Below are 16944 nucleotides of genomic sequence, written 5' to 3' on the forward strand. Positions count from 1 at the left end.
CCAATATGGGAGTGGATATTTGCGGTTTCCAGACAGGCGTCCGGGTTTACCGGAGCCGATCCCCTCACCTGCGATTTCTAACACTTAGCTTTCAGCTAAAATGTTGAAATCGCTTTCTCTCCCACAAGGGGAGAGATAACGGTGCCGCACCTTCGACGCCCTACCTCCCCTTGGTGGGAGAGGTTACAAAATCAGCATCTTAGCTTCAGCTAAGTGCTAGATTTTGTTGGTGAGGGGGTTCGATGGCGGTTACCCCAAACTCAAGCGTTCAAAACCCGTCCATACGCATCCAGCACGCTTTCCTTCATCGTCTCTGAAATCGTCGGATGCGGGAAGATGGTGTGCATCAGGTCTTCCTCGGTCGTCTCCAAGTTCATGGCGACGACGAAGCCCTGGATGAGTTCGGTGACCTCGGCGCCGACCATGTGGGCGCCGAGGAGTTCGCCGGTCTTCCTGTCGAAGATGGTCTTGACGAGGCCCTGGTCCTCGCCGAGCGCCACCGCCTTGCCGTTGGCGGCAAACGAGAAGCGACCGACGCGGATGTCGCGGCCCTCGGCCTTCGCCTTGGCTTCCGTCAGGCCGACCGACGCGACCTGCGGGTTGCAATAGGTGCAGCCCGGGATCTTCAGCTTGTCCATCGGATGGACGTTCGGCAGGCCGGCGATCTTCTCGACGCAGATGACGGCCTCATGCTCGGCCTTGTGAGCGAGCAGCGGCGGGCCGGCGACGTCGCCGATCGCATAAATGCCCGGCACGTTGGTCTTGCCGTAACCGTCGATGACGATGAAGCCGCGGTCGGTCTTGACGCCCAAGGCTTCGAGGCCGATTCCCTCGATATTGGCCTGGACGCCGACGGCGGAGATCATCCGGTCGGCGGTGATCTCCTGCGTCTTGCCGTCCTTGAGCTCGATCGTCGCGGTGACCGAGTTGGCGCCCTTCACGACCTTGGCGACCTTGGCTTCGAGCAGGATCTTCATGCCCTGGCGCTCGAACTGCTTCTTGGCAAGCGCGGAGATTTCCGCATCCTCGACCGGCATGACCTGGCTCATGATCTCGACGACGGTGACCTCGACGCCCATGGTGCGGTAGAAGCTCGCGAATTCGATGCCGATGGCGCCCGAGCCCATGACGAGCAAAGACTTCGGCATTTCCTCAGGCTTCATCGCCTCGAAATAGGTCCAGATCAGCTTGCCGTCCGGCTCGATGCCCGGCAGAGCGCGCGGGCGGGCGCCGGTGGCGACAATGATGTGCTTGGCGGTATAGGTGCCCTCACCCAGCGTGTTCTTCGGCACCGGACCCATGGGCTCGACGACCGGCTTGGTCGACTTGCCGACGACGATTTCGGCCATTTGTGAACCAGAAGAGGACTTGGTGATCTTCGCCTCGCCCCAGATGATGTCGACCTTGTTCTTCTTGAACAGGAAGCCGACGCCGTTGTTCATGCGATGCGCGATGCCGCGGGAACGGGCGACGATCGCCTTGATGTCCGGCTTGATCGAGCCTTCGAGCGTCAGGCCGTAGTCCTTGCCGTGCTGGGCCGTGTGCAGCACATCCGCCGAGCGCAGCAGCGCCTTGGTCGGGATGCAGCCCCAGTTGGAGCAGATGCCGGCGAGATGCTCGCGCTCCACGACCGCGACCTTCAACCCCAGCTGTGCCGCACGAATGGCGGCGATATAACCGCCGGGACCGGAACCGATAACGATGACGTCGTAAGCATTGGCCATAGGCGCTTCACTCCTTGGTTTTTGCGGGAACGGCCTTGAGCCGCCCACCTTGTCCTTCCAGGGAGCGAAACGCCTTGAACCTCATCCGTCGATCTTTTCGACAGCCGGTTCCAACCGCGTCAGCATCCCGTATATCTCGTCCTTCAAGGCCAGCCGCCGCTTGCGCATCTCGACCATCCGCAGATCGTCGCAGGGCTCGACATCGGTTTCCGCCTTGTGGACCTCGTAGTTCACTTCCTCGTATTCAGTGCAGATGCGGTGGAAATGCCCGTCCGTCTCGCGCAGGTGGCGCAGCTGGACGAGATATTCCGGAAATTCTTCCGCGAGATGGTGCGGTGTGCTCGACATATCCAATACCTCCTTGGTGGCGATACCGGAATGCTAGAGCGATGCCGCCCTTCCCCTCTTTGACCCTCATCAACCTTGTCTCACATTCCCAGCATCATCCGGACGATCGGCTCGAGACCCCGCCCGAGCGCGCGGGTATTTCCCGCATCGAGATGCACGCCGTCGATCGGGCTAGTCCTTGCCACCGAACCCGCATCGAAGAAACCGCAGCCGAGATCGTCGGCAAGATCGCGATAGAGCGAGGCCAGCATGGCAGACTGCTCGACGCCGCCCTTGAAGATCGCCGAAAACACCGGATCGGCCGTCTCGCAGAGCGGCGGCGGCGAGACGATCAGCACATCCGGCGCATCGTAATCGAAGGAATATTCGTGATGACGGATCAACGCCACCAGGCGCTGGATACCCGCCCTCGCCGCATGCGCCGTGCCGGCGATCATCGGCTTCATGTCGTTGGTACCGAGCATGACGATGACCAGATCGAGCGGCATGTGGGTGTGCAGCACGGTCGGCAGGTTTCTTACGCCGTTGCGGTCGCAATCGGCGAGATGGTCGTCATAACCGGTCGTGCGGCCGTTCAGGCCTTCGGCAATGACGGTGACATCGGGACCGAGTGCTGCGCCGAGCACGCTGGACCAGCGATCCTCGAAGGCGTGACGGCCCGGAGCTACCGGGTCGTAACCCCAAGTGAGGGAATCGCCGAAGCAGAGAACGGTTTTCAAACGCGCACCTCCTGTTCCTCTCCCCCTTGCAGGGAGGGGCTAGGGGTGGGGGTGGCCAAGGCGGCACTTAAAGTTTTCAGCACGAATGACATCTCCAGCATGATCTTGTCGTTCGAAAACCTCAAAACACGAAAATTCTGATTGCGGAAATAGATATCGCGTTGAGCATCCCGCTTTCTCTGGCCGATCTCGTTGTGAACAGGACCGTCCACCTCAACAATCAGCCGGCTTCCGAGACAAACGAAATCCGCAATATAAGGACCGATCGCTACTTGTCTTCGAAAATGCATGCCGGATATATCCGGTAGTCCTTGCGGAGCGCATTCCAAAGACACCTCTCGGCATCCGTCATCGTTTTGCGCAGGCGTAAGGCGTTGTTAGCAGTCGAAGCACTTGGCGGATTTGGATTTTCTCGATTCCAAGCCATCCGGCGCTTCTTCTGCGGCACCACCCCGCCCGTCCGCTCGCGGACACCCTCCCCGCAAGGGGGAGGGATGGTCCTCATATCGGTCGCGCTACACCAGCATCGCCATCGGGTTTTCGATGTAGCGCTTGAAGGCGGACGCGAGTTCTGCGCCGAGCGCGCCATCGATGACGCGGTGGTCGAAGGCGAAGGTGGCGGTCATCACCGTGCCCACTTCGATCTTGCCGTTCCGCACAACCGGCTTTTCGACGCCGGCGCCGATCGAAACGATCGAGGCCTGCGGCAGGTTGACAATCGAGGTGAAGCTCGAGACGCCGTACATGCCGAGGTTGGACACGGATGTCGTGCCGCCCTGGTATTCCTCCGGCTTCAGCTTCTTGTCGCGGGCGCGCTTGGCCATGTCCTTCACCTCGTTGGAGATGACGGACAGGGTCTTGGTCTCGGCCTTGCGGACGATCGGGGTGATCAGGCCGTCCGGGATAGACACGGCGACGCCGACATCGGAATGCTTGTGCAGCACGCGGGCCGTCGAGGTCCAGGAGGCATTCGCCATCGGGACTTCGCGGAGCGCCAGCGCCATCGCCTTGATGATGAAGTCGTTGACTGAGAGCTTGAAGGCCGGGACCTCGCCCTTCTCCGTCTTCTTCACCGGCGCCGAGGCGTTGATCTCGGCACGCAGCTTCAGAAGCGCGTCGATCTCGCAATCCATCGAGATCGTGTAGGCGGGAACGGTCTGGGTCGACTCGGTGAGGCGCGCAGCGATCGTTCTGCGCATGCCGTCATGCGGCAGAAGCTCGTAGGAGCCTTCCGCGAACAGCTTGAGCACGGCGTCGTCCGACGGACCTTTCGCCATAGCAGGAGCCGGCGCGGCGGCGGGAGCAACCTGCGGGGCTGCAGACGGCGCGGGCTTGCCCGTGCCGGAGGCGACAGCCTTCTCGATATCCGCCTTGACGACGCGGCCGTGCGGGCCGGAGCCGGTGACGGCGGAAAGATCGAGACCGGCTTCCTTGGCGAGGCGACGTGCAAGCGGGGAAGAGAAGGTACGGGCGCCGCCCGATGAAGCCGGCGCTGCCGGAGGCGGAGGTGCCACCGGATTGCCGACGATCAGTTGGTCGGCAGCAGGTTTTGCGGCCGGAGCAGCCTCAGCCTTGGGCGCGGGCGCTGCTTCAGCCTTCGGGGCCGGCGCAGAACCACCGCCGGCAGCGGCAGCCGCGACATCTTCGCCATCGGCGGCGAGGATAGCGATGAGCGCGTTGACCTTAACCGCTTCCGTGCCGGCCGGCACGACGAGCCTGGCGACGGTGCCTTCATCGACGGCTTCCACTTCCATGGTTGCCTTGTCGGTCTCGATCTCGGCGATCACATCGCCGGACTTGACCTTGTCGCCTTCCTTGACCAGCCATTTCGAAAGATTGCCCTCTTCCATGGTCGGCGAAAGGGCAGGCATGGTGATGTTGATCGGCATCGAAGCAACCTCCCCTTATTTGTAGCAGACGGTCTTCACCGCCTGGACCACTTCGCCGACATTCGGCAGAGCGAGCTTTTCGAGGTTGGCCGCGTAAGGCATCGGAACGTCCTTGCCGGCGATCGTCAGGATCGGCGCGTCGAGGTAATCGAAGGCCTGCTGCATGACGCGGGTGGCGATTTCGGTGCCGACCGACGACTGCGGGTAACCCTCCTCGACGGTGACGAGACGGCCGGTCTTCCTGACCGATTCGATGACCGTCGGCAGGTCCATCGGGCGCAAGGTGCGAAGGTCGATCAGTTCGACGTCGATGCCTTCCTTGGCAAGCTCGTCGACGGCCTTGACCGCATAGGTCATGCCGATGCCCCAGGAGACGATCGTCGCGTCCCTGCCGGCCTTGTGGATGCGGGCCTTGCCGATCGGCAGGACGAAATCGTCCATTTTCGGCACTTCGAAGGAGTGACCGTAGAGGATTTCGTTTTCCAGGAAGATGACCGGGTTCGGATCGCGGATCGCAGCCTTGAGAAGGCCCTTGGCATCGGCTGCCGTATAGGGCTGCACGACCTTGAGGCCCGGGATATGGCTGTACCAGGCGCCGTAATCCTGGCTGTGCTGGGCTGCGACGCGGGCTGCAGCACCGTTCGGGCCGCGGAAGACGATCGGGGCACCCATCTGGCCGCCGGACATGTAGAGCGTCTTGGCAGCGGAATTGATGATCTGGTCGATCGCCTGCATGGCGAAGTTGAAGGTCATGAATTCGACGATCGGACGCAGGCCCGCCATGGCGGCACCAACGCCGACGCCGGCAAAGCCGTGCTCGGTGATCGGCGTGTCGATCACGCGGCGGTCGCCGAATTCCTGCAGCAACCCCTGCGTGATCTTGTAGGCGCCCTGGTATTCGGCGACTTCCTCACCCATGACGAAGACGTTTTCGTCGCGGCGCATTTCCTCCGCCATGGCGTCGCGCAGGGCTTCGCGCACGGTCATCGTCACCATTTCGGTGCCGGCCGGGATGTCGGGGTCGGAAGCGGCTTCAGCCTTCGGCTGGGCCGGGACCTTGCTGTCGGCCTTGGCAGTAGGCTCCTCCGCGGACTCGCGGACCTTGCCACCGGCGGCTTCCGAGGTCGCTGCCGGCGTGTCGGCATCGGCCTTGGCAGGTGCGGCAGGCTTTTCGGCCGAAATGGCGTCGGCGCCTTCGCCATCCGCGAGCAGCACGGCAATCCTGGTGTTGACCTTGACGTTCTCGGTGCCAGCCGGAACCAGCAGCTTGCCGATCACGCCCTCGTCGACGGCTTCCACTTCCATGGTCGCCTTGTCGGTCTCGATCTCGGCGATCACGTCGCCGGAGGTGACCTTGTCACCTTCTTTTTTCAGCCACTTGCTGAGCGTGCCTTCCTCCATGGTCGGGGAAAGGGCGGGCATAAGGATATCGATTGGCATGGGTTCCCTCCCCGCGATCAGAGCAGAATGTCGGTGTAGAGCTCGGACGGATCCGGCTCCGGATCGGCCTGAGCAAAGTCGGCGCTGTCCGAAACGACGTCGCGGATGTCCTTGTCGATCGCCTTCAGCTCGTCCTCGGTCGCCCAGCCCTTTTCGAGAAGGCGCAGGCGCACCTGCTCGATCGGATCATGCTCGGAGCGCATCTTCTGCACTTCGTCCTTGGAGCGGTACTTCGCCGGGTCGGACATGGAGTGACCGCGATAACGGTAGGTCAGCATTTCGAGGATGATCGGCCCCTTGCCGGAGCGGCAATGTTCGAGCGCCTCGTCGCCGGCCGCCTTGACAGCACGGACGTCCATGCCGTCGACCTGGACGCCGGGAATGCCGAAGCCCGAACCGCGCAGCGAATAGTTCGACTGGGCCGTGGCGCGCGACGTGGACGTGCCCATGGCGTAGCGGTTGTTCTCGACGATATAGACGATCGGCAGCTTCCAGAGAGCGGCCATATTGAAGCTCTCGTAGACCTGGCCCTGGTTGGCCGCGCCGTCGCCGAAATAGGCGACGGAAACCGAGTCATTGTTGCGGTATTTGTTGGCGAAGGCCAGACCCGTGCCGAGCGACACCTGGGCGCCGACGATGCCGTGACCGCCGTAGAAATGCTTTTCCTTGGAGAACATGTGCATGGAGCCGCCCTTCCCCTTGGAATAGCCGCCCCGGCGCCCGGTGAGTTCCGCCATGACGCCGCGCGCGCTCATGCCGGTCGCCAGCATGTGGCCGTGGTCGCGATAGGCGGTGATGACCTGATCACCCTCCTTCTGCGCCATCTGCATGCCGACGACGACGGCTTCCTGGCCGATATAAAGATGACAGAAGCCGCCGATGAAGCCCATGCCGTAAAGCTGGCCGGCCTTTTCCTCGAAGCGGCGGATGAGCAGCATCTCGCGATAGGCGTGAAGATCGTCGTCCTTGCCGAAATCCGGCGTATTCCTGCCGGTGAATTCCTTCGATGCCGATCTGGATGCTGTTTTGGTAGCAGACTTTGCCGCGGTCTTGCGGCCGGATACAGACGCGGTCTTGGTCGGCGCCATTCATCCCTCCCTTTGAGTTCTGCGTTAGGCGAAACTGGCACACCGCTTGAACAAGCTGAAACACCAATCCCATTTCGGGGCGTAACATAGGCAAGAACTTGCGCCCCAGCAATGCCATAATTGCATGGCTCACATTCCGCGCAAGATCATGAAAAGCTTAGCGAAATGTGAAATTAACCGAATTCCGGTTAACTCAGAAATAGCTGTTGAAGATGACGATTTCGTCGCCGCGCGAAACGTTGAGCTGGTAGCGGGCGATCTCGTCGAGCATGTCCTTCTCCAGGGATCCGTCGCTCATCAGCTGCACCTGCCGCTCCAGCGCCTCACGCCGGGCGGTCAGCCTGGCGAGCTCCTCCGCACGCGCCACACGCTGACGTTCAAATTCCTCCGTGGCGATCAATCCCAGGTCACCATGCACAGAATGATAGCCGAAGTATGAAACAAAGGCGATGGTGATGGCGGGAAGAACGAAGCGGCCGAATTTTCTTTTCTTATGATGCTTTGTCCACATGCCGCTACATACGCCTTGTCACGCCTATGGGACCGACAGGATTCGGTCCGGAACAGACACTCAAAATCGCAGAACTTGCTTAAACAATCGTTGACCAGATTCGAGGCGCGGAAAAGCCCGCGCTTTTGGGGCGCGAGCTCGCTTTCGTCATCCCTGTGCTTGTCACAGGGAACCAGCGGCACTGCGTCTGCAGCGCTGAGGACTCTTTTCAGCCCAAAGACTTGGGCTGGTTCGATTCCCGTAACAAGCACAGGAACGACGGAGGAGCATGGGCTCCTCCAAGCCTTCTCCAATCAGACCTTCAGGATCGAGCGCCCAGCATACGCGGCCTGCGGACCCAGCATTTCCTCGATGCGGATCAGCTGGTTGTATTTGGCCATTCGGTCGGAGCGCGACAGCGAGCCGGTTTTGATCTGGCCGCAGTTGGTGGCGACCGCAAGATCGGCGATGGTCGAATCCTCCGTCTCGCCGGAGCGGTGCGACATGACGGCCGTGTAGGCAGCCTTGTGGGCGGTTTCGACGGCGTCGAGCGTTTCCGTGAGCGAGCCGATCTGGTTGACCTTGACGAGGATGGAGTTGGCGACGCCCATCCTGATGCCGTCGCGCAGGCGCGCCGAATTGGTGACGAAAAGGTCGTCGCCGACAAGCTGGCATTTGGCGCCGATCTTGTCGGTCAGGAGCTTCCAGCCGTCCCAGTCGTCTTCCGCCATGCCGTCCTCGATCGAGATGATCGGGTACCTGGCGACGAGTTCGGCGAGATAATCGGCCATGGCGCCGGATTCCAGCGTGCGGCCCTCGCCTTCCATCGCGTATTTGCCGTCCTTGAAGAATTCGGTCGAGGCGCAATCGAGGCCGAGATAGATGTCCTCGCCGGGACGATAACCGGCCTTCTCGATCGACTTCATGATGAAGTCGAGCGCTTCCGGCGCGCTCTTGAGGTTCGGGGCGAAACCGCCTTCGTCGCCGACATTGGTGTTGTGACCGCCGGCATGCAGCTCCTTCTTCAGCGTATGGAAAATCTCGGAGCCCATGCGGACCGCATCCCGCAGCGTTTCGGCACCGACCGGCAGGATCATGAACTCCTGGAAGTCGATCGGGTTGTCGGCATGCGCCCCGCCGTTGATGATGTTCATCATCGGAACCGGCAGGAGATGGGCGCCGGCGCCGCCGACATAACGGTAGAGCGGCAGGCCGGCCGATTCGGCAGCGGCCTTGGCGACGGCGAGCGAAACGCCGAGGATGGCGTTGGCGCCGAGGCGCGACTTGTTCGGCGTGCCGTCGAGCGCGATCATGGTCTTGTCGATATGGATCTGGCTTTCGGCATCGAAACCGCCGATCGCGTCGAAGATTTCCGTGTTGACGGCCTCGACGGCCTTCTCGACTCCCTTGCCGAGGTAACGCTTGCCGCCGTCGCGCAATTCGACAGCTTCATGGGCGCCGGTCGAGGCACCCGACGGAACGGCCGCACGGCCCATCGAACCGTCTTCCAGATAGACATCCACCTCAACGGTCGGGTTGCCGCGGCTGTCGAGAATTTCACGGGCGATGATATCGGTGATGGCGGTCATGATGCTTCCTGACTCGATGGTGGGAAAGGTTCGAAACCTGTCATAATCGAAGGCGGGCAAATTACAATGCTGCGACCGCCGATGGGCACGCCCATGGCTAGCGGCGAATTATGTCACCGCTTTGAAGGCGCGCCGCTTTCCGCACCCGCTCTGACGCACCGATCCCCGTATCATGACAGACGATCCGGTTTTATCGCGTGGTTAACCATTCGTGTCTTACAATCGTTAAATCGACGGGAGGCGACAGGCGGTTCGCGGCCATGCATGATGCCGTCTCCGTCACACCCGGCTTTGCCGGGCATTCTTGGGACGGGGAAATCATGAAACTGAACATCGCGCGCAGCCTTGCCATCTTCGCGGCCGTCGTCACGGCCGGCATGATCGTCTCCATCGGCATCCAGAACCACGCCTTCAACCGGCTGCGGGTCAACGGCGAAATGTACCGGCAGATCATCTACGGCAAGGACCTAGTCGCCGACATCCTGCCGCCACCGCTCTATCTGGTCGAAAGCTACATGCTGGCGCTCGAAGCGGTGCAGCGTCCCTCCGTCGCCAAACCCAATCTGGAGCGCATCGCCACCGTGCTGAAGCCCGCCTACGAGGACCGGCGGAAATTCTGGCAGGAAAGCGAGCTCAGCGCCGACCTCCGGCAAAAGCTCTTGAACGACGTGCTCGTGAAGGGCGACACGTTCTGGAAGACGATGAACGACGAGCTTTCGCCCGCAATCCTCTCCGGCGACAGGACGGCAATGGCAACCGCCTTCGAAAAGCTCGCGACGCAGTTCCACGTCCACGAGGCGGCGGTCAACCAGCTGGTGGAAATGGCGAATGCCTTCCTCGCCCAGGCGGAGAAGGACGCGGCCGAGCAGACGGACGTGCTTTCCGCCCTGACGCTCGTCGCGGCCGCCGCATCGCTCGCCCTGCTTCTCGGCGGCCTTTATGTCTTCCGCCGCCGTGCCATCATGCCGCTTTCGACCATGCGCGACTACATGACGGTGCTCGCCGACGGCGACTATTCGAAAGAAGTGCCGTTCAGCCATCGCGGCGACGAAATCGGCGAAATGGCGCGTGCGGTCACCGTGTTCCGCGAGTCCGCCCGGGAACGCAATGCAATCCGGGACCGACAGGACGCCGAACGGTTGGCGCAGGCAGAGCGGGATCGGGCGCTCGCGGCCGCCCGGGCCAGCGAAGAGGCCGCCCGCGAACGGGTGATCGGCCATTTGCGGAACGGCCTTGCGAAACTATCGCAGGGCGACCTGACGATCGATATCCGCGAACCTTTCGACGCGGCCTATGAGGAACTGCGCGCGGAATTCAATTCCAGCGTCCAGACACTCTACGGTGCGATGCGGGAAATCTTCGGGGCGACCGAGATGGTCCGCGGCGGTTCCGATTCAATCGCTTCCAGCACCGACGATCTCGCCCAGCGCACCGAGCACCAGGCCGCCTCGCTGGAACAGGCCGCCTCGGCGCTCGACGAGATCACCGCGACGATGCGCAACTCCTCCCAGCGCGCCTCCGAGGCCAACAGCATGATGACGAGCGCCCGGGAAAGCGCCGCCCATTCGGCCGGCATCGTGCGGGAGGCGGTGATGGCGATGGAAAAGATCGAGGCGTCGTCCTCGCAGATCGGCAAGATCCTCAACGGGATCGACGACATCGCTTTCCAGACCAACCTTCTCGCATTGAACGCCGGTGTCGAGGCAGCCCGCGCCGGCGAGGCCGGCAAGGGTTTTGCGGTCGTCGCACACGAGGTGCGCGAGCTTGCCGGACGCTCCGCCAAGCTGGCGCAGGAAATCCGGGTTCTGATCGACACGTCCGCCGCGCAGGTGGCGACCGGCGTCTCCCTCGTCAACCGCACCGGCGATGCACTCGGCGACATCAACGATCAGGTCGCGCGGGTCACCGATCTGATCGGTTCGATCATGCGCGCGTCGTCCGAGCAGGCGACCGCGCTCAACGAAGTCAACACGGCGATCAACCGCATGGACACGGTGACCCAACAGAATGCCGCGATGGTGGAAGAAACGAGCGCCGCCTGCCATGAGCTCGGCGAGGAAGCCATCAAGCTCAACCGCCTTCTGTCCCGCTTCCGGCTGGCCGAGCGGGAAAATGCAACTCACCGACCGGAGATGCCTCCGCTGAAGCGCGCGAGCTGACGAGGCTCAGGGCGCCTTGGCGACCGCGTCGAGGGCGAGCAGCTTTTCGAGCAGCCGCGGCATGTCCTTCAGGTAGACCATGTTCGGACCATCACAGGGTGCGTTGTCGGGATCCTGGTGGGTCTCGATGAACACGCCCGCTACGCCGACCGCAACGGCTGCACGCGCCAGCGTTTCGACGAACTGGCGCTCTCCGCCCGATGTCGTGCCCTGGCCACCCGGCTGCTGCACCGAATGGGTCGCATCGAAAATGACCGGAGCGCCCATGGATGCCATGATCGGCAGAGAACGCATGTCGGAGATGAGCGTATTGTAACCGAAGGAGGCACCGCGCTCGCAGAGCAGAACGTTCGGATTGCCGCTCTCGGTCAGCTTGCCGAGAACGTTCTTCATATCCCACGGCGCCAGGAACTGGCCCTTCTTCACATTGATGACGCGGCCGGTCTTGGCGGCAGCAACGAGCAGGTCCGTCTGACGGGACAGAAAAGCCGGGATCTGCAGCACGTCGACGACCTTGGCGACTTCCGCGCACTGCTCTTCCGTGTGGATGTCGGTCAGCACCGGGATGCCGAGTTCCTTCTTCAGGTCTGCAAAGACTTCCAGTCCCTTTTCGAGACCCATGCCGCGCTTGCTCGACAGCGACGAGCGGTTCGCCTTGTCGAAGGAGGTCTTGTAGACGAGACCGATGCCGAGCCTGCTGCAAAGTTCCTTGAGGGTGCCGGCAACCATGAAGGCATGGTCGCGGCTCTCCATCTCGCATGCGCCGGCGATCAGCGACAGCCTTGCATCCTGTGCAAAAAGAACCTTGCCGTCTCCTTCACCGACCAAGACGCGCGGATTGGCGGAAACTTCCATGAAACTATTCCTCGAAGCCGAACATGACACCTTGGCCGGGCGCCGCCGAGACGAGAACGCGGCCCTCCCGGCGGATGAATGCGACGTCATTAGCAGCAAGGACAATCTCTGTCACGGCAAGATCGGTCGTCTTGAAGACGATCGCCCGGCCGCGCAGCCCCTCGCCGGCTGCCGCAGGTGCAAGCGCGAACTCGCTTTCCAGATCCCCGTCCTGCATCACCCGGATGCGGGCATTGGCCGCGGCAAGCTTCAGCATCGCCGGCTCGACTTCGGCCTTGGCGAGCAGGACATGTTCCACGAAGGGTGCGAATTCCGACGGCGTGGACGCCGACAGGACGATCTCGCTCAGGCCCGTCACCATGTTGGCATGACGTTCGAGTTCGCCGCGGTCGGCCGGCAGCGGATTGACGCGCTGGACGGAGAAAAGAAAGAAGTCCGGCGCGCGATCGTCGCCGGCAAACGCAAGCTTGAAACTCGCCTCGGTCTCGGACCCATCCGGCATCGTGACACCGCGGGAAAACTCCAGCACCTCGCCGGCAGACAAGCCTCGCAGCCTGAACCGCGCGTGATCGGCGGCGGCGTCCGACGTCGCGACCGCAAGCGCGGAAAAACCCTGCCGGTTGCGTGCCTTGCGAAAAGCGAGATCGCGGGCCGTGAAGACGTTGCCCCGCTTTGCCGCCGCCGTGGCGTGGCGCCGGTTGGCGACCGCAAGCGGCTCCAGATAGGTGCCGTCCGAGAAGAACACGCAAGCATTGGCCGTGCCAAAAGGATGAAAGGCGTCCGGCGCAACAGTAAAACCAAGCTCCGTGAGCCGCGAACGCGCAGCGGCAAGTTCCGCCACCGGCAGCACGAGATGATCGATCAGTCTTGCGTTCACGCGGTATGCCCCCAGGATGGAATCGCAAAGCTACATTGGCAGCAGGCTGGCGCCGCGCAAGTGGTATGACACGAGATATCTGGCACGCATCTATGAAGAAAAAATCATCATACTTCACGAAAATTTAGGGACTTGCGGAACACATATGGAACATATAGTGTCCGTTCTGGATTTGTTTCCGACTCTCAGGGTGCCAACGATGCTCACGCGCAAACAACAGGAATTGCTTCTGTTCATTCACGAACGCATGAAGGAATCCGGCGTCCCGCCTTCCTTCGACGAAATGAAGGACGCGCTGGACCTCGCGTCCAAATCCGGCATCCACCGCCTGATTACCGCGCTCGAGGAACGCGGCTTCATCCGCCGCCTGCCGAACCGGGCGCGCGCGCTCGAAGTCATCAAGCTGCCGGAAGCCTATTCGCCGAGCATTCAGCCGCGCCGCGGCTTTTCGCCCAGCGTCATCGAGGGCAGCCTCGGCAAGCCGCAGCCGGTCGCGGCACCCGCCCCCGCAAAACCTGCCAACGACGACACTTCGAATGCCACGACCGTTCCGGTGATGGGCCGCATCGCGGCCGGCGTGCCGATCTCGGCAATCCAGAACAATACCCACGACATCGCGGTGCCCGCCGACATGCTGGGCTCCGGCGAACATTATGCGCTGGAGGTCAAGGGTGATTCGATGATCGATGCCGGTATTCTCGACGGCGACACCGTGATCATCCGCAACGGCAACACGGCCAATCCGGGTGATATCATCGTGGCGCTGGTGGACGACGAAGAAGCCACGCTGAAGCGCTTCCGCCGCCGTGGCGCCTCAATCGCGCTCGAAGCCGCCAACCCGGCGTACGAGACCCGTATCTTTCCGCCCGATCGGGTCAAGGTCCAGGGCAAGCTCGTCGGCCTCATCCGCCGCTACCACTGACGATCTGCCGGAGCGGCTGAGGCAAGGTCGAATCGAAGGCCTGACTTCTCCAGTCGTAGTGGCGATGCCTGTTCCAGGGGCGCTCCCGCCCGATCAAGGCGGCTTCGATCCGCCAGCGTCGGGGATCAGTCGCGCCGCCGAGGGAAATTTCCAGCGCACCGGTCTTGCGGAGCGTGTCGCCGTTGATCATCAGCGCGCCGGAGCGGCAGCGGTCGAAACGGGCGCGTGGCGCGACCACGATATGAGCGGCGTCGCAAGCGGCGCCGGCGTAGCGGCTGTCCTCGATGGCGGCGACGACGAGGCCTTCCACGGTTTTTGCGGCACACCAGGCACGCGCAACGCAGATGAAGCGGCCTGCGGGCGCCTGCTTGATGCCGCTCGCGCCGTTTCCGTCTCCTGCTTGGTCAGGTCGCGGCGTTCTTCGGCTCTTCGGTCCGGAGGTTTTCCATCGGAGGCCTTTCGTTCGAGCGGTTTGGTGTCCGGAGGGATGGAGGTCTTCAGGTCGGCGACAATGGAACCGGCCGATCGCGTGACGGGCGCGACGTCTCCGGCCGGCGACAATTCGCGGGAAGGCGGCGGGCGTGGAGAAGACGACAATTCCGGCCTTGCGGGATCACCGATCAGAAGCGCGCGTTTCCACTGGTCGTAGATGAAGTCGGGCGGGCGGGTGCGGTTCGTGGCAATGCCCTCCCCTTCGGCCAGAGCCACCATCGTCCCGTCTTCGGAGATCAACAGGTCCGGCAACGGCATCAACCGCTCCTGCCAGGAGAGTGCGACGGCCAATGCAAGCAGCGGAATGCCGCACAACCGAAGCGGGGTCCTGAGCAGCGTCAGCAGCAAAAAACCCAGCGTGGCGACGGCCAGGAACCAGGAATGCTGGCGGCCGACGCCGACATCGCCGCCCCAGGCAGCCACGTGTTCGGCAATTACGATCACCGCCTCCAGCCCAAGCCCCATGAGCTTCAGGAACGGCCCGTCGAGGCCGAAGGGCATCAGCAGCATGCCGATCAGTCCGGCCGGCATGATGACGAAGGATATCACCGGCATGGCGGCAAGGTTGGCTGCTAGGCCATAAGTGGCGATGCGGTGGAAATGTTCGACCGAGAAGACCGCGGTGGATATCCCGCCGATCAGCGAGGTCACGAAGATGCCGGCGGCGAAATTCCAGGACGCCAGAACAGGTGCCACCAACGGGTGACGGAACGGCAGAGGCTCGGGATCGCGACCTTCGGCCCGGTGTTTCCAAAGCGCATAGCCGGCCACGAGAGCGGCCGTGGCGGCAAAGGACATCTGGAAGCTCGGGCCGAGGATCTGCGAGGGCGAAATGGCGATGATGATCAAAGCAGACAATGCCACATTGCGCAGGCTGATCGACGGCCGGTCGAAGAGAACGGCGACGAGCATCACCGCCATCATGATATAGGCGCGCTGAGCCGAAACGCCGAAACCGGAGATCAGATAATAGGCGGTCGCCATCGCCAGAGCGCCAAGAGCGGCAATCTTCTTGACCGGATAGGCCTGGGCAAAACCGGTGAAGAGCGAAAGCAGAGTGCGGACGCCGACGAAGAAGATGCCCGCGGCAAGCGCCATGTTGAGACCGGAGATCGCGACGATATGCGCAAGCCCCGAAAGCCGCAGAGCCTCGGTCGTCTCCATGGAGATCGCCCGGCGCTCGTCGGTCACGATCGCTGCGGCAAAGGCGCCCGCATCGCCCGGCACCGTCTCGCGGATTCGGGTGGCGATCGCGCTGCGCAGATCGAAGATCCACCGTTCGAAGCCGGCCGCCCACGACGATGCCGCGGCTTCGCCAGCCTCTTTTTTAGGCACCCCATAGAAGAAGCCGACTGCCCCGATGCCATCGAAATAGGAAGAGAAGGCGAAATCGTTAAGCCGGGGCAGCGCCGGTCCCGAAGGGGGCGACAGGCGCACGCGGCCGCGGATCGTCTCGCCGGTCTCCAGCGGCTGGTGCCGCGCTCGGGCCAGAAGCGACACGCGCCCGGGCTCACGCCGGACCTTCGGCTCCGCCGTGCCCGTAACCGTGACGACGTAACGCCAGCGCCCCGCCGCATCGATCTCCCGCCGTTCGACGATGCCGGTCAGCTCGGTCGTGACCGGAGAATCGATGAGGACCGTGCCGTGCCGCCAGGTCTCCAACTCCGCCAGCATCATTCCGGCCAGGAAAAGCGCCAGTGCGAAAAGGAGGGAACGGCCCGTTCCGGAGCGATTGCGGGCGACCGCCGCCAGCGCCCCCGAGACAGCAAATGCGACGAAGAGCGGCCAGAAGGCCGGGCTCCCGGCCAGGAGAAACCAGAAAGCCGCTCCCGCTCCGATGATGACCGGCACAAAAAGGAAGCCGTGGCCGTGGGCAACTTCCCGCTCCAGCATGCCCGGCACGGTGCGCCACAGGCGGCGGAGCGCGGCGTGCGCGGGACGGCGCTCGGTGTGGACCGGCGGGCGTTCGTGAAGAACCGACACATCCGGATGTTCCCTCCGCTGCAGCGAGTCGGTCCCGTCTTCGTCAGGCGGCCGGCGATGCGCCCCTGATATCAGGCTCCCTGCCTTGCGGAGCTTGAAAAACGCTGTTTCCTCCGCCATGAAATGCCCAACCCGCCCCGCCGCCAAACGCTCGACGCCACAACCTGCGCGCTTCCCGGGCGGCCGTCAACCGCCCGGCAAAACTCAGCAATCCTAAGGGCCTGAGGCGGGTTGCAACACCAAGTTGGAGACCCCGGCACAAGCCTCTGCCCAATAATTTTTCGCGCTGCACAAAATGCCGTCAGGACAGCTTGGCATCAGCTTTCGGATCATATAGCAAAGCTGTGGACGCTTAATTCTTGTGGCGCT

15 protein-coding genes are annotated in these 16944 nt (G+C 62.7%); 2 read left to right on the plus strand and 13 right to left on the minus strand.

What is annotated here, in order from left to right; translation table 11 throughout:
* Nucleotides 1–260: 260 nt before the first annotated feature.
* The 9 genes from lpdA to eno form a co-directional block, all read right to left on the minus strand.
* Nucleotides 261–1724, minus strand: a complete 1464-nt coding sequence (gene lpdA / locus DMO26_RS07165) for a dihydrolipoyl dehydrogenase (RefSeq protein ID WP_117191335.1) — start codon at nucleotides 1722–1724, stop codon at nucleotides 261–263.
* Nucleotides 1725–1805: 81 nt separating this feature from the next.
* Nucleotides 1806–2072 (minus strand): YdcH family protein, encoded by a 267-nt coding sequence (locus DMO26_RS07170; protein ID WP_117191336.1) that lies wholly within the window; start codon nucleotides 2070–2072, stop codon nucleotides 1806–1808.
* A gap of 80 nt (nucleotides 2073–2152) precedes the next feature.
* The gene (locus DMO26_RS07175) at nucleotides 2153–2791 is read right to left on the minus strand and encodes an SGNH/GDSL hydrolase family protein (protein WP_117191337.1); all 639 of its coding nucleotides are present in this window, start codon (nucleotides 2789–2791) and stop codon (nucleotides 2153–2155) included.
* Nucleotides 2788–3081, minus strand: coding sequence for an endonuclease domain-containing protein (locus DMO26_RS07180; protein WP_117191338.1), 294 nt, complete (start codon nucleotides 3079–3081; stop codon nucleotides 2788–2790). Before DMO26_RS07180 ends, DMO26_RS07175 begins: the two co-directional genes overlap by 4 nt.
* A gap of 225 nt (nucleotides 3082–3306) precedes the next feature.
* Nucleotides 3307–4680: a pyruvate dehydrogenase complex dihydrolipoamide acetyltransferase gene (locus DMO26_RS07185; protein WP_117191339.1), complete on the minus strand. Its 1374-nt coding sequence runs from the start codon at nucleotides 4678–4680 to the stop codon at nucleotides 3307–3309.
* 15 nt (nucleotides 4681–4695) lie between these two features.
* Entirely contained in the window at nucleotides 4696–6120 is a 1425-nt protein-coding gene (locus DMO26_RS07190; protein WP_117191340.1) for a pyruvate dehydrogenase complex E1 component subunit beta, read from the minus strand.
* 17 nt (nucleotides 6121–6137) lie between these two features.
* Entirely contained in the window at nucleotides 6138–7208 is a 1071-nt protein-coding gene (gene pdhA, locus DMO26_RS07195; RefSeq protein WP_117191341.1) for a pyruvate dehydrogenase (acetyl-transferring) E1 component subunit alpha, read from the minus strand.
* Between the two features lie 193 nt (nucleotides 7209–7401).
* Nucleotides 7402–7719 (minus strand): FtsB family cell division protein, encoded by a 318-nt coding sequence (locus DMO26_RS07200; protein ID WP_117191342.1) that lies wholly within the window; start codon nucleotides 7717–7719, stop codon nucleotides 7402–7404.
* 293 nt (nucleotides 7720–8012) lie between these two features.
* On the minus strand, nucleotides 8013–9287 hold the full coding sequence (eno, locus tag DMO26_RS07205) for a phosphopyruvate hydratase (RefSeq protein WP_117191343.1): 1275 nt from the start codon (nucleotides 9285–9287) through the stop codon (nucleotides 8013–8015).
* A 320-nt stretch (nucleotides 9288–9607) separates the two neighbouring features.
* Between eno and DMO26_RS07210 the strand changes: the two genes are divergently transcribed.
* Nucleotides 9608–11446, plus strand: a complete 1839-nt coding sequence (locus DMO26_RS07210) for a methyl-accepting chemotaxis protein (protein WP_117191504.1) — start codon at nucleotides 9608–9610, stop codon at nucleotides 11444–11446.
* 6 nt (nucleotides 11447–11452) lie between these two features.
* Here the strand turns inward: DMO26_RS07210 and kdsA are convergent, their stop codons facing one another.
* Both kdsA and DMO26_RS07220 read right to left on the minus strand, forming a co-directional pair.
* Complete coding sequence (kdsA, locus tag DMO26_RS07215; protein ID WP_117191344.1) at nucleotides 11453–12301, minus strand: 3-deoxy-8-phosphooctulonate synthase; 849 nt, start codon at nucleotides 12299–12301, stop codon at nucleotides 11453–11455.
* A 4-nt stretch (nucleotides 12302–12305) separates the two neighbouring features.
* Entirely contained in the window at nucleotides 12306–13178 is an 873-nt protein-coding gene (locus DMO26_RS07220; protein WP_117191345.1) for a VOC family protein, read from the minus strand.
* 199 nt (nucleotides 13179–13377) lie between these two features.
* Here DMO26_RS07220 and lexA point away from each other — a divergent pair, with 199 nt between their 5' ends.
* Nucleotides 13378–14100 carry a transcriptional repressor LexA gene (lexA, locus tag DMO26_RS07225; protein WP_117191505.1) on the plus strand — a complete coding sequence of 241 codons (723 nt, stop codon included), beginning with the start codon at nucleotides 13378–13380 and terminating at the stop codon, nucleotides 14098–14100.
* Here the strand turns inward: lexA and DMO26_RS07230 are convergent.
* Both DMO26_RS07230 and DMO26_RS07235 read right to left on the minus strand, forming a co-directional pair.
* Nucleotides 14081–14290, minus strand: a complete 210-nt coding sequence (locus DMO26_RS07230; protein ID WP_117191346.1) for a hypothetical protein — start codon at nucleotides 14288–14290, stop codon at nucleotides 14081–14083. The genes lexA and DMO26_RS07230 overlap by 20 nt on opposite strands.
* Nucleotides 14290–16575, minus strand: coding sequence for a ComEC/Rec2 family competence protein (locus DMO26_RS07235; protein ID WP_404947024.1), 2286 nt, complete (start codon nucleotides 16573–16575; stop codon nucleotides 14290–14292). Before DMO26_RS07235 ends, DMO26_RS07230 begins: the two co-directional genes overlap by 1 nt.
* Nucleotides 16576–16944 lie beyond the last annotated feature (369 nt).

Origin of the sequence: Rhizobium terrae (genome assembly GCF_003425685.1) — a bacterium.
GTDB classification, from domain to species: Bacteria; Pseudomonadota; Alphaproteobacteria; order Rhizobiales; family Rhizobiaceae; genus Neorhizobium; species Neorhizobium terrae.